This window comes from Defluviimonas aquaemixtae, assembly GCF_900302475.1.
Lineage (GTDB): Bacteria > Pseudomonadota > Alphaproteobacteria > Rhodobacterales > Rhodobacteraceae > Albidovulum > Albidovulum aquaemixtae.
In genome coordinates, this window is record NZ_OMOQ01000008.1 from 12,993 (window position 1) to 37,434 (window position 24,442).

Genomic DNA, 24,442 nt, shown 5'->3' on the forward strand with positions numbered 1-24,442 from the left:
ACTAGCCAAGGACTTCGGAAAGTTTGATTGCACGTCCATCTTCGACCGATTTCAGCGCGGCGTCGGCCAAGGCGAGCGCCATCAAGCCATCCTGGCCGGTGGTCGGCGTCGGAGCCCGGTTCGATACAGCATCCACGAAAGCCGCGATCTCGTTGGCATAGGCATTTTCATAGCGCGACATGAAGAAGTTGAGGAGCGGCGGGCGCAGATATCCCTTGTCATCCGCGATCTCGATATTCGCTTCGCGATGGTTTTCGGCAGATACCGAACCCTTCGAACCCAGCACTTCAATGCGCTGGTCGTACCCGTATGCGGCACGACGCGTGTTGGTGATCGTGCACTGCTTACCGCTGGCGGTAGTCAGGATGACGTTGATGCTGTCGAAATCGCCCAAGTCACCGATTTTGGGGTCGGTGAGGACCGACGCCGCGGCCTGAACCGTGTCGACCTCTTCGCCGAGCAGCCAGCGCGCGACGTCGAAATCGTGGATCGTCATATCGCGGAATATGCCGCCCGAGACCTTGATGTACTCATAGGGCGGCGGCCCGGGGTCGCGGCTCGTCAGCGTGATCATCTCAACGTCGCCGATGCGGCCGACGTCGATCGTCTGCTTGAGCGCCATGAAATCGGGATCGAAACGGCGCTGGAATCCAACCATAAGGATCGCCGCCTCCGCCTCTACGGTCTTCAGACAGGCTTTCACGCGGGCAAGGCTCAGGTCGACCGGCTTCTCGCAGAAGACCGCCTTGCCGGCCTTCGCGAACTGCTCAATCAGGTCGGCGTGTGTAGGGGTCGGCGTACAGATTGCCACAGCATCGACGTCCTCGCTCGCCGCTATCTCTTCGATGCTGCGGATGTCGCAGCCATAGGTGTCGGCCACTTTCTTCGCAGTCTCCGTCACCGGGTCAGCGATGGCGACGAGATGGGCACCCGGCGTGGAAGTCACCGCCTTTGCGTGAACCTGACCGATGCGACCAGCGCCCAGGATTGCAAAATTTACCGTCATATTGTCCTCCGTTTTAGTGGGGGGGGCGTTTGGCCACATCTGTTCCGTCAGCAGCCGACGGAGGGAGACACGCCGGCCGCTTTGGGAGGAGCTATAGCGCTCGCAGAGTCTAATCGTTGGCTTGGATAGGAACTCCCGGCGTCACGCGGCCTCCTCGTATTCCGGCTGGGTCTTGGCGCCAGTGATGTAAGCCACGACGTCTTCGCCGTTGGTCTCTTCTTTCTTCAGGTTGGCGCAGATCCGTCCCCGCCGGAACACAACGATGCGGTCCACCAGATCCATGACCTGCCGCATGTTGTGGCTGACCAGGATCAGCGGTTCGCCCGCTTCCTTGAGAGTCCGGACGATGTTCTCGACCTGCGCGGTCTCCTGGACCCCGAGCGCCGCGGTCGGTTCGTCCATGATCGTCAGTTTCGAGTGGAACGTCGCCGTCCTCGCGATTGCCACGCACTGCCGCTGACCGCCCGACATCCGCTCGATCGTGCCGCGGATGTTGGGAATCTTTACGCCGGTTTTCTCGAGTGCATCGAGTGTCCGCTGCCTCATCGCCTTGTAGTCGAGCACCGAGAAGGGCCCGAGCTTCCATTTGATGATCTCGCGGCCCAAGAAGAGGTTGTCCGGCACGTCGAGTTGGTCGGCCAGAGCGAGGGTCTGGAAAACAGTCTCGATCCCGGCGTTGCGGGCTTCGAGCGGGCCGGCGAAGTGCACCGGTTTGCCGTCGAAGATGATCTCGCCGCGGGTCCGCTGTTCAACCCCGGTAATCTGCCGAACGAAGGTCGATTTCCCAGCCCCGTTGTCACCCATGATCGCGACGTGTTCGCCCTTGCGGAGCGTGAAGTTGGCGCCTTCGAGCGCATGCACGCCCCCGTAGTGCTTGGTCAGGTCCCTTGTCTCGAGGATGATATCCCCCAAGGCGGCATCCGAGTTCGGTGCGCTGGCCCCCGAGATATTGGTCTGCATATCGCTTGCCATGTCGGTTTCCTCCCTCAGGCCTTCGCGGCCGCGCGCTGTTGGCGCCACTGGTCGAGGACCACCGCCCCGATGATGATCGCGCCCATCGCCATCAACTGGTAAAATGCGTCGAGCTTGACGAACGTGAACCCGGACTGAATGACACCAAAGACCATGGCTCCCAGGACGGTGCCGATGATCGAGCCGCGCCCGCCGGTTAGGCTGACCCCGCCGATCACTGCCATGGCGATGGCATAGAGTTCATAGAACTGCCCCATGCCCGCCTGCGCCGTCAGGTTTTTCGAGCTCAGCACGATTGCGGCAAAGGCGGCCAGCATCGAGGCGATCATGTAGACGAGGATCTTGTGGCGGCGGACATTGATACCCGACATCCGCGCGGCTTCTTCGTTGGAACCAATGGCATAGGTGTGCTTCCCGTAAACCGTATAGCGCATGATCAGGTGCAGCAGGATCGCCAGTCCGATGAACCATACGACGGGCATCATGCCAGTCCCGATCCAAGCGTATTCAGGCGTTGGGAAGGACACTGGCTGGCCCTTGGTCCACCACTGCGAAATGCCGCGGCAGATCAAGAACATGCCTAGCGTGGCGATGAAGGGCGGGATACGCGCAAAGGCGATGAAAAACCCGTTGATCGACCCGATCAAGGCCCCGAATAAGAGACCGACGATCAGTGGCACGATGACTGGTAAGTCCATCGCCCACAGACCAAATACGGCCTTCGGGTTCGGATTGCCGTTGACCAATTCGGTCTGGGCAAAAGACATAACGATCATCGCTGTCGCCCCGACGAGCGGTCCGGACGACAAGTCGATGCCGCCCGAGATGATCACTTGTGTGACGCCGAGTGAAATGATCCCGATGATCGCGACCTGCAGAATGATGATCTTGATCCGGGCCATGTTCAGGATCGTGCCATCGCGCGCTTCGTTAAAATCGAACAGCATGCTCTGGCCGTTCATGTACGGCAGGATCTGTCCCAATGCCTCGAACAGGAGAATGATGAGAACCAATGCGAGAAAGACGTTGAACTCATTGGGCAAGGCGCGCTTCGACTTGTCGAACGTGAGCCCGCCTATCCCATGCGATGCCTGATCAGCCATTTCCGTCTCCTCCCAGAAGATCGCCTAGTTCTTCTTGCGGGAGCGGCGCATCTAGCGCCGCTCCCGCAATCGTATACCACGCGCAAGTCAGTTCTTCGCGAGGTAGTCGTCGATGTTGGCCGGCGTCACGAGTTCGAACGGGATGTATACCTTCTGATCCACTTCTTCGCCGCGTGCGAGCTTCAGCGCCGCGTCTAGCGCTCCCGAGCCCTGACCCGCGGCGTTCTGGAAGACAGTGACGTCGAGTTCGCCGGCCTGCATCGCGGACAAGGCATCCTGCGTTGCGTCAATGCCGCCGACCACGACATCGTCCATAGAGATACCGGCGGCCTTCATAGCCTGAATGGCTCCGATGGCCATCTCGTCGTTGTTGGCGATGACAGCGTCAAACTGCTGACCGGAGGACAGCCAGTTGGTCATCAGGCTGGTCGCCTGTTCGCGGGACCAGTTCGCCGTCTGACGGTCGATCTCCTCGATTTGGACGGCACACTGACCATTGGCGATGACGTCGTCGATGTCCTGCGTCCGCTGAACGGCAGCCTGGTTCGACAGTTCACCCATCATGACGTAGACGCGCGCCGGATCGGTACCGTTGGCTGCGAGGATATCGCAGATCTCGATGGTCTCGAGCGTGCCGGATTCGCGCTCATCCGAGGCCACGAATGCTTGGTTGTCGGGCAGCGTGTCGACATTGATCGGCTCGCGGTTCACGTAGACTAACGGAACGCCAGCCGCTTCAGCAGCTGCAGTCATCGCTTCGGTGGCAGACGTGTCCACCGGATTGACGATGATCGCGTCGACGCCGGAGGCAACGAAGTTGTTGATCTGGTCGAGCTGGCGCGCCACGTCGTTCTGGGCGTCCTCGATCTGGACCTCGACATCGTCCATTCCCTCGGCCAGTTCCTGGATTCCGTTACGAAGAACGGTCAGGAAGTTGTCGTCAAAGAGCGCCATCGACACGCCGATTGTTTCGGCCATGGCACTGGTGGACAGTAGCGACGCGAGCGCGGCCGCGGTCAGAGTCTTTTTCATTGGGTTCCTCCCTCTGTCGGTGTCCGGCGCACCAATTCCCTTGCCGGAAGCCCCGCCACGGGGCGGTTGCTCCTCACCTTAAACGGCGTGCGCCTGAATTTGCGAGGAAATGAAGTCGAACGAGCGCTTGATTTCCGAATAGGGATCGGCGTGCTGATGCATTTCAGGCGAAAAACATTCGTAAGAGATCGGACCGTCGTACCCGGCTGCCAGCAAAGCTGCGATCTGTTCGATGTTTCCAAGCCGGTCCTTCTCGTCGACGAGAACACGATGCTCGTCTTCCATCTGCCCCACAGACAGCGTCGGATCGACAACGCCGGAAATGTGCACGATGCCGGTCATCTCGGGATAGATCGGACCACCATCGGCCAGCGCGTGGTGGAAGGTGTCGTGGACGATCTTGAAATGGCCCTGGCCCCCGATTGAGGCAATCATGTCTACAAGTTCGGTCTTCGACCGTAGTGAAGAGCGCTGAAATCCCAGGGGTTCGACAAGCGCAGTCATTTCCGCGTCCTGCAGGAGCGGAAGCACGCCCTTGAGAGCGATCCGCAGGTTCGCCTGCCGCTCGCCATTCCCAAGCGCCGTGCCATCGTTGCGCGGTATGAGGCTGATCGTTTCGGCACCGGAGGCTTTGGCAGTTGCGATCAGCGCCTCGACCGCAACTTTACGCTCTGCGGTCCAGTCGTTGAATGGATAGACTTGGCTCAGCCCGACCAGGCGAAGCCCCTTGTCGGATGCAATGCGTCCTGCCTCGGCTGGATTCAGGTCATCGAATAAGGCGTGGGCGATGTCATTGCGCACCTCGACCCCAACGCAGCCAAGCTTCGCGGCAAGATCGAGAAATGCCACGTACCCGATATTGGGCACGGTCATATGGTTTAGCGCTGTCTGCATTTTGCCCTCCCTCGCCGGATGTTCTGACCGGCGATTGGCTGCACGTTTGCGCTGTAACTCAGATTCAGTCAATCCATCGAGGTGTAAATGGCGTCATCCATGACGCATTACTGACCGCAGAATGACGTTTTAACGTCATCAAAGAATTTCAGGCAGATACAACCGCGGTTCGAGAAAATACTGTCCGGACACCCCGTCGTTCGCCTGGCCAATGGCCGCGATCATCATGTCAACGAGATCCTTGCAGAGCTCGGGCAATGGCGTGGCGATAGCCATGATCGCGTAGCCGTCGATCAGCGCCGCACGGCTATCGGCCGTCAACTCGTTGACAATCAAAGCAACCTTCGGCTCCGAATGCCGTTCGCGGAGCGCGGCGATCGCGCCCTCCATGCCGCCGCCGGCCACATAGATGCCGTTCAGGTCCGGATGCCGGTCAAGCAGATCGAGCGTTGCTTCATAAGTCAGTTGCCGTGTTTCCAGGTTCACGAGCGTATCAAGGACAGAAAACCCGGCCCCCGCCTCTCTCACGAAAGAGCGGAAGCCCACCTCCCGCAAATCGTGCCCATGCCAACGGTTGCCGCCAACGAATATCGCGAGTTTCCCCGGTACGTGCACAGTTTTCGTGATCAGCCAGGCCGCCAGACGTCCGACTTTCATGTTGTTCAAGCCGACGTAGTTTTTTCGAATGCCTTGCGCGAAGTCGTTCAGCAGAGAAAAAACTGGGACGTTTCTATCTTTAAGACCCTGAACGACCCGGTCGAGTTTCTGGTCGTTCACGGCCGCACCGGCAATGGCATCACAGGTTTCGCCGAGCTCAGTCAAGAGATCTGCAAATTCTGCCGGGGACTGGGATGACGAGAAGCGGATAGCGGCCTTGCCGCGGATGTCGGTGCGCGCCTCGACTGCACGCTCAATCTCCTGGGCGAAGTTGCGATAGAATTCCTGCGACTGTTTCAGAAGAACGAATCCCAGGTTCACCTCGGGTACGGACTGATCGAGCCGATCCCGAAACGTTCCCATACCGTGATACCCGACGCGCTGTGCTGCGTCTGCGATTTTCTTCAAGGTTTCCGATCTGACAGTCGCACGACCGTTGATCGCCCGATCTACCGTCGTCACGCTGACGCCTGCTTCGCGTGCGACATCTTTGATCGTTGCTCTGTTCGCCAAGTGTATTCTCCAATTGACGATTTATCGTCAGCAAGACTATTTTCCGCGGTTGCCTTTGACAATCATTGCTTCAGCTCCTTCACTCGGAACTGGCAGAAACGCTTCCGACCAAGATTTTCGACGACCGCGACTGTGAGACGCATCGGCGCAAGAAACCTGCCAGGCGTATGGATGATGTAGGCAAACCGGGTTCAGCCTCAACCAACCGAGGGCCGTTCAAGAGTGTTCCTGACAATAAGCGCCGAAATTTCCCGAAGTGCGTACGAATGCAATTTCAACATGTTAATATTCCGAAAACACAATCTTCCAACTTGCCGAAATTAAGCCAAATCAACCCCGGCCATCGTTGGGTAGGCGTAACGATACTAACGATAGTCGATTTTTTTATTAGCGGACATTCGTGCAATCCGCAGCATTCGATGCTGTGGGCTCGAAGCCGCCTTCCGAGGTCTTCGAGCCGAAGAGGTCAGCGCTGCCTTGGACCTCGCCTGGCCGCCCGCCTCAGAGCGTGATCCGGAAGCGCGCGAAGCCGTCGGGGCCGTCGCCGGCGGGCTCGATCGTCACCGCCTTGACGTCGCCGATGAGCTCGGCGGCCTTGGGACCGGTGTCGAAGAGCACACTCGTCCCCGGCAACGCCTTGAAGTGCCAGTTGGCATCCGCGGTCGGGTTGATCGTGCCCTGTTCGTGGATGTAGCGCACGATGATGTCGCGGTTGGTGTCGGGGCCCTCGAAGATGATCGTATCGCCCTTGGCGCCGGGGAAATCGCCGCCGCCGGAGGCGCGGTAGTTGTTCGTCGCGATGATGAACTCGGCCGCCGGATCGACGGGCTGGCCGTCGTGCATGAGGTTCACGATGCGGCTCGCGCCGGGGTTCAGATCCTCGCCCTTCGGCCCGTATTTCGAGGGCTGAGAGAGGTCGATCTCGTAGGTCACGCCGTCGATCACGTCGAAATTGTAGGACGGAAAGTCGGGGTTGAGGAGCACCTGGTCGGCCTCGCCCTCCGTCACCTGGTTGAACATGCCCGCAGAGCGTTCGAGCCAGTCCTTGAGTTCGGCCCCCGTGACCTTCACCGCCCGGATCGTGTTCGGGTAGAGGTAGAGGTCGGCCACGTTCTTGATCGCCACGTCGCCCGCGGGCACGTCGGTGTAGTAGTCCGGCCCGCCCCGGCCCCCGGCCTTGAAAGGCGCCGCTGCCGAGAGGATCGGCAGACCCTCGTATTCGGTGCCCTTCATCATCTCCTCGATGTACCATTTCTGGGCGATGGAGACGATCTGCACGGACGGGTCGTCGGCAACGAGCGAGAAGTAGCTGTGGAGCGGCGCCGAAGTCTTGCCCACGGCGCGGCGGATGTAGTCGAGCGTCTCGTCGTGTTCGCTCTGGACCGAGGCCAGCACGGCCGGCACGCTCTCGACGAGCGGCGTGATCGACCGGTCCTCGCCCCGCTGGAAGATCGGCCGGGCCTCGCAGGTGTGGCTGATCACTTTCCAGCGGTTGCCGTCGCGCTCCAGCAGCAGGTCGACGAGCCCCATATGCGAGCCCCAGAAACCCGCCATGACAGCGGGCTTGCCGGAGATTGTGCCGGTGGTTACATCGACCTCGGCGAAACCGTCATAGGTCGGCGACGGGAAGACAAGGTGGCTGTGCCCGGTCAGAAGGACGTCGATGCCGTCGACCCGGCCGAGGGGAACGGAGGCATTCTCCATCCCGTCGGAATGTTCGGCCTGGGCGATGCCGGAATGGCTGAGCGCGACGATGATGTCGCAGCCTTCCTCCAGCATCTGCGGCACCCAGGCCTCGGCGGCCTTCACGATGTCGCGGGTCTGCACCTTGCCTTCCAGATGCCGCCGGTCCCAGGTGATGATCTGCGGCGGCACGAATCCAATGAGGCCCACGCGGATCGGGTGCGGGTTTCCTGCGCCGTCCGTCACCTCCCGGTCGATGGTGACGTAAGGCTTGATGAGCGTCTCGTCCTCGCGCGGGGTCGCGCCCGTCTTCTTGACCACATTGGCCGAGACGATGGGGAAGTTCGCCCCGTCGAGCGACTTCATCAGGAAGTCGAGCCCGTAGTTGAATTCGTGGTTTCCGAGCGTCGAGGCGTCGAAGCTGAGCGTGTTCATCGCCTGGATGACGGGGTGAGTGTCGCCGTCCTTCATGCCCCGTTCATAAGCAATGTAGTCGCCCATCGGGTTGCCCTGAAGGAAGTCGCCGTTATCGACGAGCATTGAGTTGGTGGCCTCGGATCGGATCGCCTCGATGATCGCGGCGGTTCGCGCGAGCCCGACGGTGTCGATTTCCTTGTCGGAGTAATAATCGTAGGGGAAGACATGGACGTGAACGTCGGTGGTTTCCATAATCCTGAGATGCGCCTGGTTCGAGGCGGCGAAGGCGGAATAGGGATGAAGTGCGATCAAGGAGGCTCCGGCGGTGCTGCCCGCCAGAAACTTCCGGCGAGAAATAGAATGGTGCTGCAATCGTGTCATGGAAGCCTCCCGTCATGCCCGTGGGGGATGAAGGCAGGTTACCACGACATTGGCGTGAACTTACCGGCTGAATTCGACCGCTTCTATACTCCCGATCACAACATCTGAAAATAATTCTACCTTGGGTTGATCAATGGCCGACCCGAGCCGCGCGTTGTTGCCAGAATTGCAACGTGCGGACGGTCGTGCGACATCTCGCCCCAACGAAAGGGGGCGGAATGCGGCATGCTGAGTCGGTGACGTTCGGCGGGTCAGGGTTCGACCGTGCCGCCTGGCTGCGGCCCAAGCCGGACGAACTGCGTGCCCTGCTAGGCACCGACGAGGCGCGAATCTTACCGGTCTGGCGCGGCAAGCCGCTGATCGCGGGCAGCGCTGCGGGCTGGCTGGCGGTCGGGCATCCCGTCTTTGCCGCGGCTGGCGAGGCGCAGGTGTTTCTGGGGCTCGACAACGGGGCGGCGCGGTTCGCCGCCGACATCTCTGGCTGGGAACCCGAGGCGGGCGAGATGCCGGTCGATAGCGTGTTCTTCGACCCCACCGAGCAACACCACCCGAAGCTGCCCGAGGACCATCGCTTCGCCGAGCTGCGCAACGTCATGGCGACGCTCAGACCGCGCGACGCCGAACTTGTGGCGACGGCGAAGGCGCTGATCGGCTGGCATCAGAATCACCTTTTCTGCTCGTGCTGCGGCAGCCCGAGCGAGGTGGCAGATGGCGGCTGGCTGCGCCGCTGCCCAGCCTGCGGCGCGCCGCATTTCCCGCGCACCGACCCGGTGGTCATTATGCTGATCACGCGCGGCAACCACACGCTTCTCGGCCGGTCGCCCGGCTGGCCGGAGGGGATATTTTCCTGCCTTGCCGGCTTCATGGAGCCGGGCGAGACGCTCGAGGCGGCGGTCCGGCGCGAAGTGGCCGAAGAGACCGGAATTCTGGTGGGCGCCGTGCGCTACCTCGCGAGCCAGCCGTGGCCCTATCCGTCCTCGCTCATGATCGGGTGCGAAGGGATAGCGACAAGCCACGAGATCACGCTCGACCCCGTCGAGCTTGAACACGCGCTATGGCTGACTCGCGAGGAGGTGGCGCAGGTGCTCGCCGGCGATCATCCGACGCTCCGCCCCCCGCGCGCGGGCGCGATCGCGGGGTTTCTCCTGTCCAACTGGGTTGCGGACCGGCTGGATTGAGGCCAATAGTCAGTGCCGGGCCAGCGAAGGTGAGCAGGTGAAGTTCTCGACGAGAGAGGATATCGAGGCGCCGGCCGATACGGTCTTTGACGCGCTGTCGAATTTCGAGCGGTTCGAGCGTGCGGCCATCAAGCGCGGCGCGGACGTCGCGCGCCTCGACCCCTTGGCGGAGGTTGCCCCGGGGCTTGGCTGGAGCATTCGCGCGCCTGTGCGCGGCAGGATGCGGCGCGTTATGTGCGAGATGACCGGGTTCGACCGACCGAACGGCATGGTGTTCAGCGCCGAGAGCAAAGGCTTCCTGATGGAGCTGAAGCTGCGCCTAGTCATGCTGTCGCAGGCGCGAACACGGCTTGGAGTGGAGTTCGAGATCCGGCCGCGCGGACTGACCTCCCGCCTTCTCTTGCAGTCGGCGCGGATCAACAAGGCGAGCTATGCGCGCCGCTTCGAGGCCCGTGTCCAGAAATTCGCCTCCGAGGTGGAACTGCGACACCTCGGCGCGCGGACGTCCTGAGGGGCTGCGCGCCGGGATGTTCCGCGGGTTCGGATCCACCGGATTTCACGCGTGGAGTCATCGTTATTGCATTGAAAACAAACGGCTTAATGAGGGCTTTCTGCGAAATTTGTACTCTTGTTCACGGCCTTGGAGAGCGAAGCCGTTCCGGCGAAAGGCGGCGCAGAGCCCTGGGCGGACGCACTATCCCAGACCGTGAAATGCCTTGAAGACAATCTGCCAGCGCCCCTTATCCTTTAGCAGGATAAGGCTGTCGTGGAATTGGCGGTTGCCCCATCTGTCGCGAACGACCACTACAGCCGTTTGCCCAGATATAAAGAGTGTTTCCATCTTCCAATCCGGGACCGGGCCATCCGGGTCGGGGGCTGACTCTGCGCAGAATGAGGCGAACTCCTCCGCACTGTCCCATTGAAGTTTGCCATCAACGAGCCCCGATGAGACAAAACGCGGGTGCAATGCGTGCAGGAGAAGTTGTTTGTTGCCGCGGTTGAAGCCGGCTACGTAGGTCTCCACGACTGCGTGTATTGCGCGTTCTTCCTCATCCATCGTTCACCTCAGGAGTGTTGGTGCGGGCTATGGCTCGCGCTCATGTCTCAGTCTGCTATCGGGGTATTGGCGGCAAACTTATCACAATGACACTCCGCCAATCGCTGGAGCAGTAGTGTTAAGCCGAAGGACCGCTTCGTCCCGCGATCCTGCCGTCCTTGCCCGGCGCTGTCACTACGTGGGTCGGCCCTTGTGCGAACGCCTGCTCCTCCCCCCGTTTCCTCCTCCGGCGGAAGAGGGCGGTCTGGCAAGGCTCGGAGCCTTCGCTCCGGCCGTTCACATTCTCCGCTCAGTGGCGGCTGGGATCGGCGGGATAGACGCCGAGAAGCGTCATCGACGAGGTGAAGTAGTCGAGCTCGTCGAGCGCGCGGCGCACGTTGGCGTCGTCGGGATGGCCCTCGATGTCGGCATAGAACTGGGTGGCCGAAAACGAGCCGTCGACCATGTAGCTTTCGAGCTTGGTCATGTTCACGCCGTTCGTCGCGAACCCGCCCATCGCCTTGTAGAGCGCGGCCGGGATGTTGCGGACGCGGAAGACGAAGGTCGTCATCATGCCCGCTTCGCCGCGGCGCTTGAAATCCGGCTCGCGCGCCATCACGAGGAAGCGCGTCGTGTTGTGGGCGCGGTCCTCGATATGGCGGCCGAGGACGTCGAGCCCGTAAATTTCGCCCGCGAGTTCGGACGCGAGGGCGGCGAGCTTGGGATCGCCGAGTTCGGCGACGTGGCGAGCCGATCCGGCGGTGTCCGCGCCGGTGACGGGTTTCAGGCCGTGGCGGCCGAGGAACTGGCGGCACTGGCCGAGAAGCACGGTGTGGCTCATCGCACCCTCGACATCCTCGAGCCGCGTCCCAGACACGGCGAGCAAGTTGATGTGCACGCGCACGAAGGTCTCTGCGATGATGTGCAGGCCGGATTCGGGCAGGAGGTGGTGGATGTCGGCGACGCGGCCGTAGGTCGAGTTCTCGACGGGCAGCATCGCGTAGTCGGCGTCGCCCTTCCTCACCGTCTCGATCGTGTCCTCGAAGGTGGCGCAGGGCAGCGCCTCGAGCGACGGATAGGCCTTGCGGCAGGCTTCGTGCGAATAGGCTCCGGGCTCTCCCTGGAAAGCGATCCGACCGGTCATGCGGGTGGCTCCTCGACGGCGGCCCGGGGCCCGGGCGTTTCGTCGCGCTAACTATACCTTGAAACTTGTCAGGGGAAGCGGGTAGATACCCCGCTAAGAATTGCCAGCGTAGAGGCGCGACATGTTCGACACGATGACTGTAACGAAGGCCGGTGGCGCGCTGTGCGGGGCTTTCCTGATATTCCTTCTCGGCAAGTGGGCCGCCGAGATCCTGTACCACACGGGCCCGGTCGCGCATGGTGGCGAGGAAATCGCGCAAGCCTATGTCATCGACACCGGCGCGGCCGAGGGCGGCGAGGCGGCCGAAGAAGGTCCCGATTTCGCGACCGTGCTCGCCTCGGCCGATGCGGCGGCGGGCGAAAAGGTCTTCAACAAGTGCAAGGCCTGTCACAAGCTTGACGGGACGAACGGCACCGGCCCGCACCTTGACGGCGTCCTGAACCGGGCGGTCGGGGGGATCGCGGGCTTTAGCTATTCGGACGGCATGGCCGGTCATGGCGGCGCCTGGGATCCCGAGACGCTGAATGCGTTCCTCGAGAACCCCAAGGGCAATATACCGGGCACCAAGATGTCCTTCGCGGGCCTCAAGAGCGTCGAGGACCGCGCCAACGTGATCGCCTATCTGCAGTCGCTTGGCGGCTGACATGGCACGATCCCGTCCGGTTTGCCGAAAGGCCGCCTGAAGGCGGCCTTTTTTTCCGCGCCCTTGATCGCCTTCACGCATTCGCAACTTGAAGCGCTCCACCGGGCACCGTAGCTTTCGCACTCAGAGGACGGACGAGGCGGTGACGGTCGCCCCAAGGAGAAAGCGATGACTTTGCAGATGCCCGAAATTTCGGCCCGCTCCATCGGCGGGCTGCAAGGGGGACGCCGGACCGTTCTCGCGGCGGGCGCGGCGGCTTTCCTCACCTTTGCGCTTACATTCGCGGCGGACGCGCTCGAAACCGTTACAACGTCGCATGGCTATTCCAACTTCGGAGAGTTGAAGTACCCGGCCGATTTCGATCACCTCGACTACGTCAACCCGGACGCGCCGAAGGGCGGCGAAATCTCGATCTGGGCGCAGGGCAGTTTCGACAGTTTCAACCAGTATGCCAGCGACGGCGTATCCGCCGCGCTCAACACCATCGGGAGCGAGGCGATCCTGACCTCGACAGCCGACGATCCCTACGGAAGCTACTGCTTGCTGTGCACGACGCTCGAATATCCCGAGGACCTGTCCTTCGTGACGTTCAACCTGCGCGAGGACGTCACCTTTTCCGACGGCGTGCCGATGACGGCGGAGGACGTGGCGTACAGCTTCAATCTGTTCCAGACACAGGGCATCCTCGAATACCGCCGCGTCGTCGAAGGCTATATCGACCGGGTCGAAGTGGAGGGCCCCTATCGCATCACGTTCTATTTCACCGAATCCGCGCCGATGCGCGACCGCGTGAGCTTTGCCGGCGGAACCCCGGTCTTCTCGAAGGCCTGGTTCGAGCAGACCGGCACCCGGCTCGACCGGGCGACGAAACAGACCTTCATGTCGACCGGCGCCTATGTGCTCGACAGTTTCGACTTCAACAGCCGCGTCATCTACAAGCGCAACCCCGACTATTGGGGCAATGACATCCCCTTCAACAAGGGTCGCAACAATTTCGACCGCATCCGGGTCGAGTACTTCGCCGACAGCGACGCCGCCTTCGAGGGCTTCAAGGCGGGCGACTACACGTTCCGCACCGAGAACTCCTCGCAGGACTGGGCTTCGGGCTACGACTTTCAGTCGGTGCAGAGAGGCTGGGTCAAGCGTGAGACGATTCCGGACGGCAACGTCGGCACCCGTCTGTCCTGGGTCTTCAATCTCGACCGTCCGAACTGGCAGGACCCCCGCGTCCGCGAGGCGATCGGGATGATGTTCAACTCTGCATGGTCAAAGCAGACTCTGCAGTACGGCCTTTATGACCGCCCCGTCTCGTTCTGGCCGAACACCGAATTGGCCGCCTCCGACACTCCGTCCGAGGGCGAACTGGCGCTGCTTCGCCCCCTTGTTGATGAAGGCTTGCTCGATGCGTCGATCCTGACCGACGAGGCGAAGGTGCCGGTGGAACACGATGCCAAAGCGAACCGACCGTCGCGCCGGATCATCCGGCAGGCAGGCACGCTTTTGGAGGAAGCCGGCTGGACAATCGGCAATGACGGTCTCAGGCGAAACGCGAACGGGCAAGTTCTGAGCATGGCGATCATCCAGTTCAGCCCGATCTACGATAAGTTCATAAACCCCTTCATCGAGAACCTTGCCCTGATCGGGGTCCAGGGGAAGCTGGACCGCGTCGACATCTCGCAATACGTCGAACGGCGCCGGAAGGGCGACTTCGATCTGGCAAATCAGGGCTTCGACATGGGATTCGAGCCCTCCGGCGGGCTTGAACAATGGTTCGGCTCGAAAACCGCCGACGACAGTTCGCGCAACCTCATGCGGCTCAGGAACCCCGCCATCGACCGGCTGATTGGGCATGTCGTCGCGGCGCGGACGCTCGAGGACCTGAAAACTTCGATCCACGCGCTCGACCGCGCGCTGAGAGCGGTGGGCTTCGATATCCCGCTCTGGTACAACCCTGAAACCTGGGTGGCCTACTACGACTTCTACCGCCACCCGGAGAATCTGCCGCCGCTTTCCGTCGGCGAGTTGGATTTCTGGTGGTACGACGCCGAGGCGGCGGAAAGGCTCAAGGCCATGGGCGCCTTCTGAAGACCGGGAAAGCAAGGACTTGGGCGCCTATATCCTGCGAAGACTGCTTCTGATGTTTCCGACGCTGTTCGGGATCATGCTGATTAACTTCACGCTCACGCAGTTCGTGCCTGGCGGGCCCGTCGAACAGATCATCGCCCGGCTCGAGGGCCAGGGCGATGTCTTCCAGAACATTGCCGGGGGCGGCGATACCGAACTGCAACAGCAGGCCGGCGGGGACGAGCGCTATCTGGGCGCCCGCGGGCTGCCTCCGGAATTCATCGAGGAGCTGGAAAGGCAGTTCGGGCTTGACCGCCCCGCGCATGAGCGGTTCTTCAAGATGATCGGCGACTATCTGCGCTTCGACTTTGGTGAGAGCTACTTCCGCAAGATCTCGGTCGTGGACCTGGTGATCGAGAAGATGCCGGTCTCGATCACCCTGGGGCTATGGTCGACGCTGCTGGCCTATCTCGTCTCGATCCCATTGGGCATCCGCAAGGCAGTGAAGGACGGTAGCAAATTCGACACCTGGACGAGCGGGGCGATCATCGTCGGCTACGCGATCCCCGGCTTTCTCTTCGCAGTTCTCCTGATCGTCCTCTTCGCCGGCGGCAGCTACTGGCGAATCTTTCCGTTGCGCGGACTCACCTCGGACGACTGGGAGAGCCTTAGTCTCATAGGCAAGATCGCCGACTACCTCTGGCACATCACGCTGCCGGTCGTAGCCACCACGATCTCGAGCTTCGCGACGCTGACGCTGTTGACCAAGAACAGCTTCCTGGACGAGATCAACAAGCAGTACGTGCTGACCGCCAAGGCCAAGGGTCTGAGCGAGGGCCGGGTGCTTTACGGTCATGTCTTTCGCAATGCGATGTTGATCATCATTGCCGGCTTCCCCGGCCTTTTCCTTGCAGTCCTGTTCGGATCGAGCCTCCTGATCGAGACGATCTTCTCGCTCGATGGGCTCGGTCGGCTCGGCTATGAGGCGGCGGTGGCACGCGACTATCCGGTTGTCTTCGGCACGCTTTACGTCTTCGGACTTATGGGCCTTCTGATTGGGCTTTTGTCCGACCTCATGTATGTCTTCGTCGATCCGAGGATCGACTTCGAGAGGCGGGCGGGCTGATGGCGCTGTCGCCTCTTAACCAGCGCCGATGGCGCAATTTCAAGGCCAACCGACGGGCATTCTGGTCGCTCTGGGTCTTCCTCCTGCTCTTCGTGCTGTCGCTCTGCGCCGAGATCATCGCGAACGACAAGCCGATCCTCGTGAGGTATCAGGGCAAGCTGCACTACCCGATCTATCAGTTCTACCCCGAGACCGCGTTCGGCGGCGATTTCCGGACCGAGGCGGTCTACCGCGAGCCGGAGGTGCAGTGCCTGATCGTCAGCGGCGGGTTGGAGGATTGCTTCGACGACCCCGAGGGCGTGATCGAAGATGCGGCTGACGGCAACGTGGCCGGAGAGGCGGTCGAGAAGGGCTGGATGCTCTGGCCGCCCATCCCCTACAGCTACAATACGATCAACAACGTGGGCACGGCACCGTCGGCCCCGGACAGGGACCACTGGCTTGGCACCGACGACACGTCACGCGATGTGCTGGCGCGGATCATTTACGGCTTCCGGCTCTCGATCCTGTTCACGCTGATCGTCACGACGATTTCCAGCCTCATCGGCGTCGCGGCGGGCGCGGTGCAAGGCTATTTCGGCGGCTGGACCGACCTTACATTCCAGCGGCTATTGGAGATCTGGGGGTCCACGCCCGGCCTTTACGTTATCATCATCCTCTTTGCGATTCTCGGACGAAGTTTCGGGCTTCTCGTGTTCGTCACCATCTTATTCGGCTGGCCAGCCCTCGTGGGTGTGGTCCGGGCCGAATTCCTGAGAGCGCGGAACTTCGAATATGTCCGCGCGGCCCGGGCACTCGGCGTTTCGGACCGGGTCATCATGTTCCGCCACATCCTGCCTAACGCGATGGTCGCGACGCTGACTTTCCTGCCGTTCATCGTCACCGGGGCCATCGGCGGCCTCGCCGCGCTCGACTATCTCGGCTACGGTCTGCCGGCGTCGCTGCCGTCGCTCGGCGAGCTCGCGCTGCAGGGCAAGTCGAACCTTCAGGCGCCGTGGCTCGGTTTTTCGGCATTCTTCACCTTCGCAATCATGCTGTCGCTTCTCGTCTTCGTCTTCGAGGGCGTGCGCGACGCCTTCGACCCACGAAAGACGTTCAAATGACGGCCGTCCTGGATATCCGAAACCTGTCGGTCAACTTTCGGCAGGACGGCAAGCTGATCGAGGCTGTGAAGGGCGTGAACTTCACGGTCGGCAAGGGCGAGACCGTGGCCCTCGTGGGCGAGAGCGGATCCGGCAAGTCGGTGACGGCTCTGTCGACCGTGTCGCTTCTCGGCGGGAGCGCCGAGGTCGAGGGATCGGTCAAGTACCTCGACCGCGAGATGATCGGCGCGCCCGAGACGGTGCTGCGCGACGTGCGCGGCAACGACATCAGCTTCATTTTCCAGGAGCCGATGACGTCGCTGAACCCGCTCCATACGCTCGAAAAGCAGATCGCCGAAAGCCTGGCGCTGCATCAGGGGCTGACCGGCGAGGCGGCGCGCAAGCGGATCATCGAGCTTCTGGACGAGGTCGGCATCCGCGACCCCGAAAGCCGGCTCGCCGACTATCCGCACCAGTTGTCGGGCGGTCAGCGCCAGCGGGTTATGATTGCCATGGCCTTGGCGAACGGGCCGGAGCTGCTGGTCGCGGATGAACCAACGACGGCGCTCGACGTGACGATTCAGGCGCAGATTCTCGACCTTCTTGCGGAATTGAAGGAACGCGAGAGCCTCAGCCTCTTGTTCATCAGCCATGACCTCGGCATCGTGCGGCGGATCGCCGACCGGGTCTGCGTTATGCAAGGCGGCGAGATCGTGGAGCAGGGTTCGGTCGAAGAGATTTTTGCCAACCCGCAGCATCCCTACACGCAGAAGCTCCTCGCGGCCCAGCCGCATGGCCGCCCGGACCCCGTGCCCCATGGTGCGGAAGAGATCGTGCGGACGGAATCATTGCGCGTCTGGTTCCCGATCCAGCGCGGGCTCCTGCGCCGCACGGTCGGCCACGTGAAGGCGGTGAACGACGCCACGATCTCGGTCCGCGCAGGCGAGACGCTTGGCATCGTGGGTGAAAGCGGATCGGGCAAGACGACGCTAGCGCTCGGGATCATGCGGCTGATCGACAGCAACGGACCCATCGTCTATCTCGGCCAGGACATCTCCAAATGGCGACCACGCGAGCTCAGGAAGCTTCGCCGCGACATGCAGATCGTCTTTCAGGATCCATTCGGCAGCCTGTCTCCCCGCATGACGGCCGAGCAGATCATTGCCGAGGGGCTGACCGTCCACAGCGTCGAGAAGGGCCGCAACCGGCGCGAAATGGTCGCCGAAATCATGACCGAGGTCGGGCTCGATCCCGACACGATGGAACGCTATCCGCACGAGTTTTCCGGCGGCCAACGGCAGCGGATCGCGATCGCCCGAGCGATGATACTACGCCCCAAGGTCGTTGTTCTGGATGAGCCGACATCGGCCCTGGACATGACCGTGCAGGTGCAGATCGTTGAGCTTTTGCGCTCACTCCAGCGGCGCTACGGGCTTGCCTACCTCTTCATCAGCCACGACCTGCGCGTCGTGCGCGCGCTCGCTCACAAAGTGATTGTGATGAAGCAGGGCGATGTCGTGGAGGCGGGCGAAGGCGAGGCGGTCTTCGAAACGCCAAAGACGGAGTACACCCGGGAGCTGATGGCCGCGGCCTTCGGCCACGCCGCCAAGAGCGCATGAAGATCCTCTTCGTCCACCAGAATTTTCCCGGCCAGTTCCTGCACCTCGCCCCGGCGCTCGCCCGGCGCGGGCACGAGGTGCTGGCGCTGACGGCGGAGACGAACAAGCGCAGTTCGCCCATCGCGACGCTGCGTTACCGCGCGCCCGCCAAACTGGCCCCGGATGGCGTTGCGCGCGCCTTCTCCGAGGCCGCCGAGCGCGGCGCGTCCGTGACCCGGGCCGCCGCGCAGCTGCGCAGTGAACGCAACTACGTCCCCGACGTCGTCTTCGGCCATGGCGGCTGGGGCGAGACATTGTTCCTGCGCGAGGTCTGGCCCGAGGCGCAGCATCTGACCTATGCGGAGTTCTTTTACAACGCGGCCGGTCAGGACACCGGCTTCGACCCGGAATTCAGCAAGGACGGCATCGGCCCGCGCGCCTCTGTCGTGGCGCGCCGGGCGCATCTTCTCATGGCAATCAACGATGCGGATTCGGCGGTGGCGCCGACGAACTGGCAGGCCTCGACCTTTCCCGCGCCGTTCCGGGACCGGATCGAGGTGATCCACGACGGGATCGACACCGACCGCGTCGCACCGCAGCCGAGCGCCGTGTTCGACCTGCCGGGCGGCGGCCAGCTTCGGCCAGGTGACGAGGTCCTGAGCTTCGTCAACCGCAACCTCGAGCCTTATCGCGGGTACCACATCCTCATGCGGGCGCTTCCCGAAGTCATGGCGGCCCGGCCGGAGGCGCAGGTCGTGATTGTCGGCGCGGAGGGCCAGAGCTACGGGCCGCGCCCTGGGACAGGTAGCTGGAAAGAGATGTTCCTGAACGAGGTGCGCGACCGGCTCGACCTGGCGCGTATCCATTTCCTGGGCCAGCTACCCTATGCGCGCTTCGTCGCGCTCATGCAGGTCACGCGGGTGCACGCCTATCTTACATATCCCTTCGTCCTGTCGTGGTCGATGCTGGAGGCGATGAGCGCAGGTGCGTTGGTCGTCGGGTCGCGCACGGCGCCGGTCGAGGAAGTGATCCGCGACGGCGTCAACGGGCGGCTGGTGGATTTCTTCGACATCGCCGGCTGGTCGCGGGCGCTGACCGACGCGCTGGCCTCTCCAGATCGAGACGATCATCTGCGCGCAGCGGCGCGCGTAACGATCGTCGAGGGCTATGATATGAAGCGGTGCTCCCTGCCCGCGCTCGTCGAGTTCGTGGAGCGCCACGGCAGACGCTGAGCCGCTCTGCGAAGACTACACGGCAGTGCTGTGCCCTGCCTGCGAAAGGTCATATGCGTCGAACACCCGCGCGATCATCCGCGTCAGTGGGCGGCCGCGGACGGGGATGGCGAGCCCCTCGCCATCGCGCTCGACCATGTCACCGAAGGCCGCCTGAGCCTCGCCGAAAAGCGAGTCGAGCCGCGCCTGCGAGACTCCGAAATCTCGCTTGAGCTCGCCTGCGTCGATACGGAAGTCGCACATCAGCGCCTCGATCATCCGCGCCCTGAGCCGATCCTCGCCAGCGAAGACATGGCCGCGCGCCGTTGAGAACCGGCCCTCGCGGATCGCCTTGACATGCGCCGAGGTGGCCGGGGCGTTCTGCGCGTAGCCTTGCGGAAAGCGCGAGATCGAAGAGGCGCCAAGTCCGATCAGTACCGGCGCGGTATCGTCCGTGTAGCCCTGGAAGTTGCGCCTCAGGCGGCCGTCGAGCGCAGCGCGCGCGAGACCGTCCTCGGGCAATGCGAAATGGTCGATGCCAATGCTGACATAGCCGTCCGCCTCGAACAGCAGCCGCGCCACCTCGAATAGCGATAGGCGCTCCTCTGGCCGCGGCAGCGCGTTCGACGGGATCATGACCTGCCTGCGAGCCATCCATGGCACATGCGCATAGCCGTAGAGCGCCACCCGGTCGGGGCTGAGCGAGAGGAGCTTCTGTACGGAGGCGGCGATCCGCTCTTTCGTCTGGTGCGGCAGGCCGTAGAGGATGTCGGCGTTGAGCGAGGCGATGCCGCGTGCCCTTAGGCCGTCCACCGCCGCCTTCGTTACCTCAAACGACTGGTCGCGGCCGATCGTCTTCTGGATCGCGGGGTCGAAATCCTGCACGCCGATCGAAGCGCGGTTCATCCCCGCCTCCGCCAGCGCATCGAGCCGCGCGCCGTCGATCTCATTCGGATCGATCTCGACCGAAAACTCGCCCTCGGACGCGAGCGGCGCGACGGCGAACGCAGCCGTGGCCAGGTCCCGCATCAGGGGCGCGTACAGGAGCGTCGGGGTGCCGCCGCCCCAGTGCATGCGCGACAATGTGACGCCGGCTGGCAATGCCTCGGCCAGGAGCCGGAGTTCGGCCTTCAGCGTCTCGACATAGGCGCGCACGGGTTCGTCCGTCGCCGTGCCCTGGGTGCGGCAGGCGCAGAACCAGCAGAGCCTTCGGCAGAAGGGAACGTGGAGGTAAAGCGAGATCTGCGAACCTTCGGGAATCGCGCCGATCCAGCGGCGAAACGTGTCACCGCCGATGCCGGGCCTGAATTGTGGGGCGGTCGGATAGCTTGTGTAGCGCGGCACACGCGCGTCAAAAAGCCCGAGCCGCGCGAGTTGCGATTCAGATGCCATGTCTCTAGCTTGAGCACATGTCGGGCGAATTGCCTTGACCAAGATCAAAGAGCGCGAATGTCCCTTCACGATCCCCTTCCCGCAGCGCCCAATTGCGGCGACTGCCCGATCCGCTACACGGCCGTCTGCGCACGCTGTGACGTGGACGAACTTGCGCAGCTCGACGCGATGAAATTCTACCGCAGCTTCGAGGCGGGCCAGACGCTGATCTGGTCAGGCGACCGCATGGATTTTGTGGCCTCCGTCGTCACCGGAGTAGCGACGCTGACACAGGTGATGGAAGACGGTCGGACGCAGACCGTCGGGCTTCTCTTCCCGTCGGATTTCGTCGGCCGCCCGGGACGCGACACGGCGCCCTACAACGTCATCGCGACAACCGATCTTCTGATGTGCTGCTTCCGCAAGAAACCGTTCGAGGAGTTGATGGAGCGGACGCCGAATGTCAGCCACCGGCTGCTCGAGATGACGCTGGACGAGCTGGATGCCGCACGCGAGTGGATGCTGCTGCTCGGCCGCAAGACGGCCAGGGAAAAGATCGCCAGTCTTCTCGTGATCGTGGCGCGGCGGGACGCTTCGCTGCACCTGCACGCGCCACGCGGGCGGATCGTGTTCGAGTTGCCGCTGACCCGCGAGGCGATGGCGGACTATCTTGGCCTGACGCTCGAAACGGTCAGCCGCCAGATTTCGGCCCTAAAACGCGACGGTGTGATCGAGCTCGAGGGCAAGCGGCATGTTACCGTGCCCGTCTTCGACCGCCTTCTGGAAGAGGCAGGCGACGACGATGATGGCGGCTTCGTCGGGTGAGCACAGCGTCGGCAGCGCTATCGCTGCGGCACGACCATGTCGAGAGAAACTTGACGCTTGAGAGCCTGGCAGGGGCAGCAGGACTCGAACCCGCGACCCTCGGTTTTGGAGACCGATGCTCTACCAACTGAGCTATACCCCTAAGGCCGTGCGGGTTCTTACGCGGGCACCGGACGCTTTGCAAGATTGAAATCGCCGGTCGCGACCGGCATGCGGTCCGGGCGGCACCCGCCTCACGACAAGCGATGCTGCCGACAAAAAGGGCCGCCTTCGGAAAGGCGGCCCAGGGCGAGGCCGGGACGATGCGGCCCCGCGTCCCCTGCGGGGATCGGTCAGTTGAGGATGGAGCGGACCTCGGCGCGCTTCTCTCCGTTCGAACCCGAGCCGTAGAGCGCGGCGGCGAGAGCACCGGGCTGCGCGGTCGTCAGGTTCGACAGATCGGCATTCGGCACGATCTTGCGGATCTCGGCCTTGTCGATGTCGGACAGAAGCTGAGACGGTGTCAGGGCGAAGGCCGCCGGCGCAAAGATGGCGATCGCAGCCGCGGTCACGACAAGACGTGTCATGATGAATCCTTTCGAGTGACGTTTGGGCATGCGCGGAGCAGTTCAGCCCCGAGGACATCAGGATGCAGACACTTGAAAAAAAGAGGAAATCACAGATTGATCGCGCCGGATCGCAGAGTGTTGGTCGCGTCGTGAAGGCGGGCATCGAGGCGCGCGGCGGCATGGCCCAAGCCTTTGGACCGCGGGGATTTGCGACTCACGGCGTGGAGAGCCGACGGGATGGTCGGGTCACGGGACGGGCGCCGCACGATTGTGTGTGCGTTCGCGCAGATTGGCGACGATTGCTCCAGAGCGGATGCTGAGTTCTCGCAGGGACGCTGTGCGCTGGGAATTGATTCGCGCGGGATGGGCGGTTTCGCATCAGGTTTCAGAATTTCGGGCCGTTCTCACGCCGCCGCGACCGGGACCCGCGCCATCGGTGATCGAAACGTGAAGTCACGCCGATGTGCAATCAAGAAACATCGGCCGGCTGTGCGCAGATGGCATGAATCATTTCAATCACGCGCGCTCCCATCCGCCGTGCTGTCAGTCACAAAAAGCGCATATCTGGCAAGGGCAGTCGCGCTCACGCTGTCGCGACGCATCCGTGAATGCGCCTCCCCGCCACCTGTCAACTGCAAATCCGCGGGAGAATCCGTGAGCTGATTCGTGTTTTCCCTCAACGATTTGCGCCCGTTAGCAAAGAGGACGCCGGCAGTAACTGCGGCGGGCAGGACGCTGCTAGCAACAGACACAACTCGAAAGGACGACATCATGAAACGCACGATTACCGCTGTCGCGACCGCTGCCATGCTTTCGGTCTCGACCCTGACCGGGGCCGCGTTCGCCGCTGAGTCAGAGATGAACATGGTTGTGGATGCCGTGACCCGGCTTCTCGTCGAGCTGAGAATCCCCTCCGACAATGTCGGCGATCTGACGATCGACCAGGTCCGCCGCATCGTCCAGATCGCCGACAGCCACGAAATGGGCGACGCGACGCGCGCCCAGGTGCTGAAGATCATCGACGAGTAATTGCGGGCACGCGGCTCTCGCGCGATACTCCAAAGATCGGCGAGGCGACCGTGACGGAAGTGGGGCGGCCCGGTCGGGCCGCCCCAATGCGTTGAGCGCTCCGATGCGATGGGACGGTCTGCGGGGTCTACTCCTCCTGCAGCGTCGCGATATGTTCGATGAGGGCAAGAATTCTGCCGCGCACGTATGCCTCCTGATCGGCGGTGCTGTATTCCCAACCGAGCGCGCGCGGCGCCTTGGCATTGTAGCGCATTCCCCAGGCCGGCATCTGTGATGACCCATGCGCACCGGCGGCTTCGCTACCGTCGATGATCGCGTAGACGCGGGAGACCGGGAACACGCCGCCGTTGGAAGATTGCAGCGCCGTAAGATCCGGCGCCGACTTGGTCAGGAACCCGGCGATCACACCGTCGCCCTTACCGCCCGGTCCATGGCATTGGGCGCAGCTGTTCATGAACTCGGCCCCACCGATCGATACATCCTGCGCGGCTGTGCAAAGCGGAAGCGTCGCCAGAGCGACCGCGACCGGCGCGGCAAGAAATCCTCTCATGTCTCTCCTCCTCTTCAGCTGGCCCGTCGTGCAGACCCATCGTTCGCAGAATGACGGGTTCGAGCGCACAGGCATTGATCGCCGTCAGCCGGTCCGCGATCACGCGGACCGGCTGGAGCAAAGCAAACGCGGGCGCCGAGGCGCCCGCGCGTGTCCTGCGTCGAACCGTTCTTGTCTTACTTCAGAATTTTCGAGACGACGCCGGCGCCGACGGTGCGGCCGCCTTCGCGGATGGCGAAGCGGAGCTTCTCCTCCATCGCGATGGGCGCGATCAGCTCGACCTCGAACTTCAGGTTGTCGCCCGGCATCACCATCTCGGTGCCCTCGGGCAGCGTCACGGTGCCCGTCACGTCCGTCGTGCGGAAGTAGAACTGCGGCC

Annotated in this window: 23 protein-coding genes and 1 tRNA gene; 10 read left to right on the plus strand and 14 right to left on the minus strand. The window is 62.7% G+C overall.

The window, feature by feature from the left end; genetic code table 11:
• Nucleotide 1: 1 nt before the first annotated feature.
• From iolG to DEA8626_RS20260, 7 genes are all read right to left on the minus strand, one after another.
• On the minus strand, nucleotides 2-1,006 hold the full coding sequence (gene iolG / locus DEA8626_RS20230) for an inositol 2-dehydrogenase (protein ID WP_108855057.1): 1,005 nt from the start codon (nucleotides 1,004-1,006) through the stop codon (nucleotides 2-4).
• Nucleotides 1,007-1,147: 141 nt separating this feature from the next.
• Complete coding sequence (locus DEA8626_RS20235; protein WP_181366574.1) at nucleotides 1,148-1,966, minus strand: ATP-binding cassette domain-containing protein; 819 nt, start codon at nucleotides 1,964-1,966, stop codon at nucleotides 1,148-1,150.
• A 26-nt stretch (nucleotides 1,967-1,992) separates the two neighbouring features.
• Nucleotides 1,993-3,081, minus strand: coding sequence for an ABC transporter permease (locus tag DEA8626_RS20240; RefSeq protein ID WP_108855058.1), 1,089 nt, complete (start codon nucleotides 3,079-3,081; stop codon nucleotides 1,993-1,995).
• Nucleotides 3,082-3,168: 87 nt separating this feature from the next.
• Nucleotides 3,169-4,113: a sugar ABC transporter substrate-binding protein gene (locus DEA8626_RS20245; RefSeq protein WP_108855059.1), complete on the minus strand. Its 945-nt coding sequence runs from the start codon at nucleotides 4,111-4,113 to the stop codon at nucleotides 3,169-3,171.
• Nucleotides 4,114-4,191: 78 nt separating this feature from the next.
• A complete protein-coding gene (locus tag DEA8626_RS20250) occupies nucleotides 4,192-5,079 on the minus strand; it encodes a TIM barrel protein (RefSeq protein ID WP_245890953.1) in 888 nt (295 codons plus the stop codon).
• A gap of 66 nt (nucleotides 5,080-5,145) precedes the next feature.
• Entirely contained in the window at nucleotides 5,146-6,177 is a 1,032-nt protein-coding gene (locus DEA8626_RS20255) for a LacI family DNA-binding transcriptional regulator (RefSeq protein WP_108855061.1), read from the minus strand.
• A gap of 501 nt (nucleotides 6,178-6,678) precedes the next feature.
• Complete coding sequence (locus DEA8626_RS20260) at nucleotides 6,679-8,658, minus strand: bifunctional 2',3'-cyclic-nucleotide 2'-phosphodiesterase/3'-nucleotidase (protein WP_108855062.1); 1,980 nt, start codon at nucleotides 8,656-8,658, stop codon at nucleotides 6,679-6,681.
• Nucleotides 8,659-8,876: 218 nt separating this feature from the next.
• Here DEA8626_RS20260 and nudC point away from each other — a divergent pair, with 218 nt between their 5' ends.
• Both nudC and DEA8626_RS20270 read left to right on the plus strand, forming a co-directional pair.
• A complete protein-coding gene (gene nudC, locus DEA8626_RS20265; RefSeq protein ID WP_108855063.1) occupies nucleotides 8,877-9,836 on the plus strand; it encodes an NAD(+) diphosphatase in 960 nt (319 codons plus the stop codon).
• Nucleotides 9,837-9,873: 37 nt separating this feature from the next.
• Nucleotides 9,874-10,347, plus strand: a complete 474-nt coding sequence (locus DEA8626_RS20270; protein WP_181366570.1) for an SRPBCC family protein — start codon at nucleotides 9,874-9,876, stop codon at nucleotides 10,345-10,347.
• A gap of 183 nt (nucleotides 10,348-10,530) precedes the next feature.
• Here the strand turns inward: DEA8626_RS20270 and DEA8626_RS20275 are convergent, their stop codons facing one another.
• Together DEA8626_RS20275 and DEA8626_RS20280 are read right to left on the minus strand one after the other, a co-directional pair.
• Nucleotides 10,531-10,893, minus strand: coding sequence for a nuclear transport factor 2 family protein (locus DEA8626_RS20275; RefSeq protein WP_108855065.1), 363 nt, complete (start codon nucleotides 10,891-10,893; stop codon nucleotides 10,531-10,533).
• 289 nt (nucleotides 10,894-11,182) lie between these two features.
• Nucleotides 11,183-12,016 (minus strand): prephenate dehydratase, encoded by an 834-nt coding sequence (locus DEA8626_RS20280; RefSeq protein WP_108855066.1) that lies wholly within the window; start codon nucleotides 12,014-12,016, stop codon nucleotides 11,183-11,185.
• Between the two features lie 121 nt (nucleotides 12,017-12,137).
• On the opposite strand from DEA8626_RS20280, the gene DEA8626_RS20285 reads away from it, so the two are divergent.
• The 6 genes from DEA8626_RS20285 to DEA8626_RS20310 all read left to right on the plus strand — a co-directional run bounded on the left by DEA8626_RS20285 (nucleotide 12,138) and on the right by DEA8626_RS20310 (nucleotide 19,761).
• Nucleotides 12,138-12,659: a c-type cytochrome gene (locus tag DEA8626_RS20285; RefSeq protein ID WP_108855067.1), complete on the plus strand. Its 522-nt coding sequence runs from the start codon at nucleotides 12,138-12,140 to the stop codon at nucleotides 12,657-12,659.
• Nucleotides 12,660-12,827: 168 nt separating this feature from the next.
• Nucleotides 12,828-14,744, plus strand: coding sequence for an extracellular solute-binding protein (locus DEA8626_RS20290; RefSeq protein ID WP_245890954.1), 1,917 nt, complete (start codon nucleotides 12,828-12,830; stop codon nucleotides 14,742-14,744).
• Between the two features lie 19 nt (nucleotides 14,745-14,763).
• Entirely contained in the window at nucleotides 14,764-15,849 is a 1,086-nt protein-coding gene (locus DEA8626_RS20295) for a microcin C ABC transporter permease YejB (RefSeq protein ID WP_108855068.1), read from the plus strand.
• Nucleotides 15,849-16,952, plus strand: a complete 1,104-nt coding sequence (locus DEA8626_RS20300) for an ABC transporter permease (RefSeq protein WP_108855069.1) — start codon at nucleotides 15,849-15,851, stop codon at nucleotides 16,950-16,952. Before DEA8626_RS20295 ends, DEA8626_RS20300 begins: the two co-directional genes overlap by 1 nt.
• The gene (locus DEA8626_RS20305) at nucleotides 16,949-18,550 is read left to right on the plus strand and encodes an ABC transporter ATP-binding protein (RefSeq protein WP_108855070.1); all 1,602 of its coding nucleotides are present in this window, start codon (nucleotides 16,949-16,951) and stop codon (nucleotides 18,548-18,550) included. Before DEA8626_RS20300 ends, DEA8626_RS20305 begins: the two co-directional genes overlap by 4 nt.
• A complete protein-coding gene (locus tag DEA8626_RS20310) occupies nucleotides 18,547-19,761 on the plus strand; it encodes a glycosyltransferase (protein WP_108855071.1) in 1,215 nt (404 codons plus the stop codon). Before DEA8626_RS20305 ends, DEA8626_RS20310 begins: the two co-directional genes overlap by 4 nt.
• A 15-nt stretch (nucleotides 19,762-19,776) precedes the next feature.
• Here the strand turns inward: DEA8626_RS20310 and hemN are convergent, their stop codons facing one another.
• Complete coding sequence (gene hemN, locus DEA8626_RS20315; RefSeq protein ID WP_108855072.1) at nucleotides 19,777-21,132, minus strand: oxygen-independent coproporphyrinogen III oxidase; 1,356 nt, start codon at nucleotides 21,130-21,132, stop codon at nucleotides 19,777-19,779.
• 57 nt (nucleotides 21,133-21,189) lie between these two features.
• Between hemN and fnrL the strand changes: the two genes are divergently transcribed.
• Nucleotides 21,190-21,936, plus strand: coding sequence for a transcriptional regulator FnrL (fnrL, locus tag DEA8626_RS20320; protein WP_108855073.1), 747 nt, complete (start codon nucleotides 21,190-21,192; stop codon nucleotides 21,934-21,936).
• Between the two features lie 66 nt (nucleotides 21,937-22,002).
• Here the strand turns inward: fnrL and DEA8626_RS20325 are convergent.
• Nucleotides 22,003-22,078 (minus strand) — tRNA-Trp (locus tag DEA8626_RS20325).
• Between the two features lie 190 nt (nucleotides 22,079-22,268).
• Nucleotides 22,269-22,502 carry a hypothetical protein gene (locus DEA8626_RS20330; RefSeq protein ID WP_108855074.1) on the minus strand — a complete coding sequence of 78 codons (234 nt, stop codon included), beginning with the start codon at nucleotides 22,500-22,502 and terminating at the stop codon, nucleotides 22,269-22,271.
• A 753-nt stretch (nucleotides 22,503-23,255) separates the two neighbouring features.
• On the opposite strand from DEA8626_RS20330, the gene DEA8626_RS20335 reads away from it, so the two are divergent.
• The gene (locus DEA8626_RS20335; RefSeq protein ID WP_108855075.1) at nucleotides 23,256-23,513 is read left to right on the plus strand and encodes a hypothetical protein; all 258 of its coding nucleotides are present in this window, start codon (nucleotides 23,256-23,258) and stop codon (nucleotides 23,511-23,513) included.
• A 127-nt stretch (nucleotides 23,514-23,640) separates the two neighbouring features.
• Here the strand turns inward: DEA8626_RS20335 and DEA8626_RS20340 are convergent, their stop codons facing one another.
• Both DEA8626_RS20340 and DEA8626_RS20345 read right to left on the minus strand, forming a co-directional pair.
• Nucleotides 23,641-24,063, minus strand: a complete 423-nt coding sequence (locus tag DEA8626_RS20340; protein ID WP_181366572.1) for a c-type cytochrome — start codon at nucleotides 24,061-24,063, stop codon at nucleotides 23,641-23,643.
• A 176-nt stretch (nucleotides 24,064-24,239) separates the two neighbouring features.
• On the minus strand, nucleotides 24,240-24,442 hold a 203-nt coding region (locus DEA8626_RS20345; RefSeq protein WP_497706964.1), incomplete at its 5' end, for an EF-Tu C-terminal domain-related protein.

Coding starts and splice junctions, on each gene's coding strand:
- iolG (WP_108855057.1), bottom strand. CDS start 1,006: ATGACGGTAAATTTTGCAATCCTGGGCGCTGGTCGCATCGGTCAGGTT.
- DEA8626_RS20235 (WP_181366574.1), bottom strand. CDS start 1,966: ATGCAGACCAATATCTCGGGGGCCAGCGCACCGAACTCGGATGCCGCC.
- DEA8626_RS20240 (WP_108855058.1), bottom strand. CDS start 3,081: ATGGCTGATCAGGCATCGCATGGGATAGGCGGGCTCACGTTCGACAAG.
- DEA8626_RS20245 (WP_108855059.1), bottom strand. CDS start 4,113: ATGAAAAAGACTCTGACCGCGGCCGCGCTCGCGTCGCTACTGTCCACC.
- DEA8626_RS20260 (WP_108855062.1), bottom strand. CDS start 8,658: ATGACACGATTGCAGCACCATTCTATTTCTCGCCGGAAGTTTCTGGCG.
- nudC (WP_108855063.1), top strand. CDS start 8,877: ATGCGGCATGCTGAGTCGGTGACGTTCGGCGGGTCAGGGTTCGACCGT.
- DEA8626_RS20275 (WP_108855065.1), bottom strand. CDS start 10,893: ATGGATGAGGAAGAACGCGCAATACACGCAGTCGTGGAGACCTACGTA.
- DEA8626_RS20280 (WP_108855066.1), bottom strand. CDS start 12,016: ATGACCGGTCGGATCGCTTTCCAGGGAGAGCCCGGAGCCTATTCGCAC.
- DEA8626_RS20285 (WP_108855067.1), top strand. CDS start 12,138: ATGTTCGACACGATGACTGTAACGAAGGCCGGTGGCGCGCTGTGCGGG.
- DEA8626_RS20290 (WP_245890954.1), top strand. CDS start 12,828: ATGACTTTGCAGATGCCCGAAATTTCGGCCCGCTCCATCGGCGGGCTG.
- DEA8626_RS20300 (WP_108855069.1), top strand. CDS start 15,849: ATGGCGCTGTCGCCTCTTAACCAGCGCCGATGGCGCAATTTCAAGGCC.
- DEA8626_RS20305 (WP_108855070.1), top strand. CDS start 16,949: ATGACGGCCGTCCTGGATATCCGAAACCTGTCGGTCAACTTTCGGCAG.
- DEA8626_RS20310 (WP_108855071.1), top strand. CDS start 18,547: ATGAAGATCCTCTTCGTCCACCAGAATTTTCCCGGCCAGTTCCTGCAC.
- hemN (WP_108855072.1), bottom strand. CDS start 21,132: ATGGCATCTGAATCGCAACTCGCGCGGCTCGGGCTTTTTGACGCGCGT.
- fnrL (WP_108855073.1), top strand. CDS start 21,190: ATGTCCCTTCACGATCCCCTTCCCGCAGCGCCCAATTGCGGCGACTGC.
- DEA8626_RS20330 (WP_108855074.1), bottom strand. CDS start 22,502: ATGACACGTCTTGTCGTGACCGCGGCTGCGATCGCCATCTTTGCGCCG.
- DEA8626_RS20335 (WP_108855075.1), top strand. CDS start 23,256: ATGAAACGCACGATTACCGCTGTCGCGACCGCTGCCATGCTTTCGGTC.
- DEA8626_RS20340 (WP_181366572.1), bottom strand. CDS start 24,063: ATGAGAGGATTTCTTGCCGCGCCGGTCGCGGTCGCTCTGGCGACGCTT.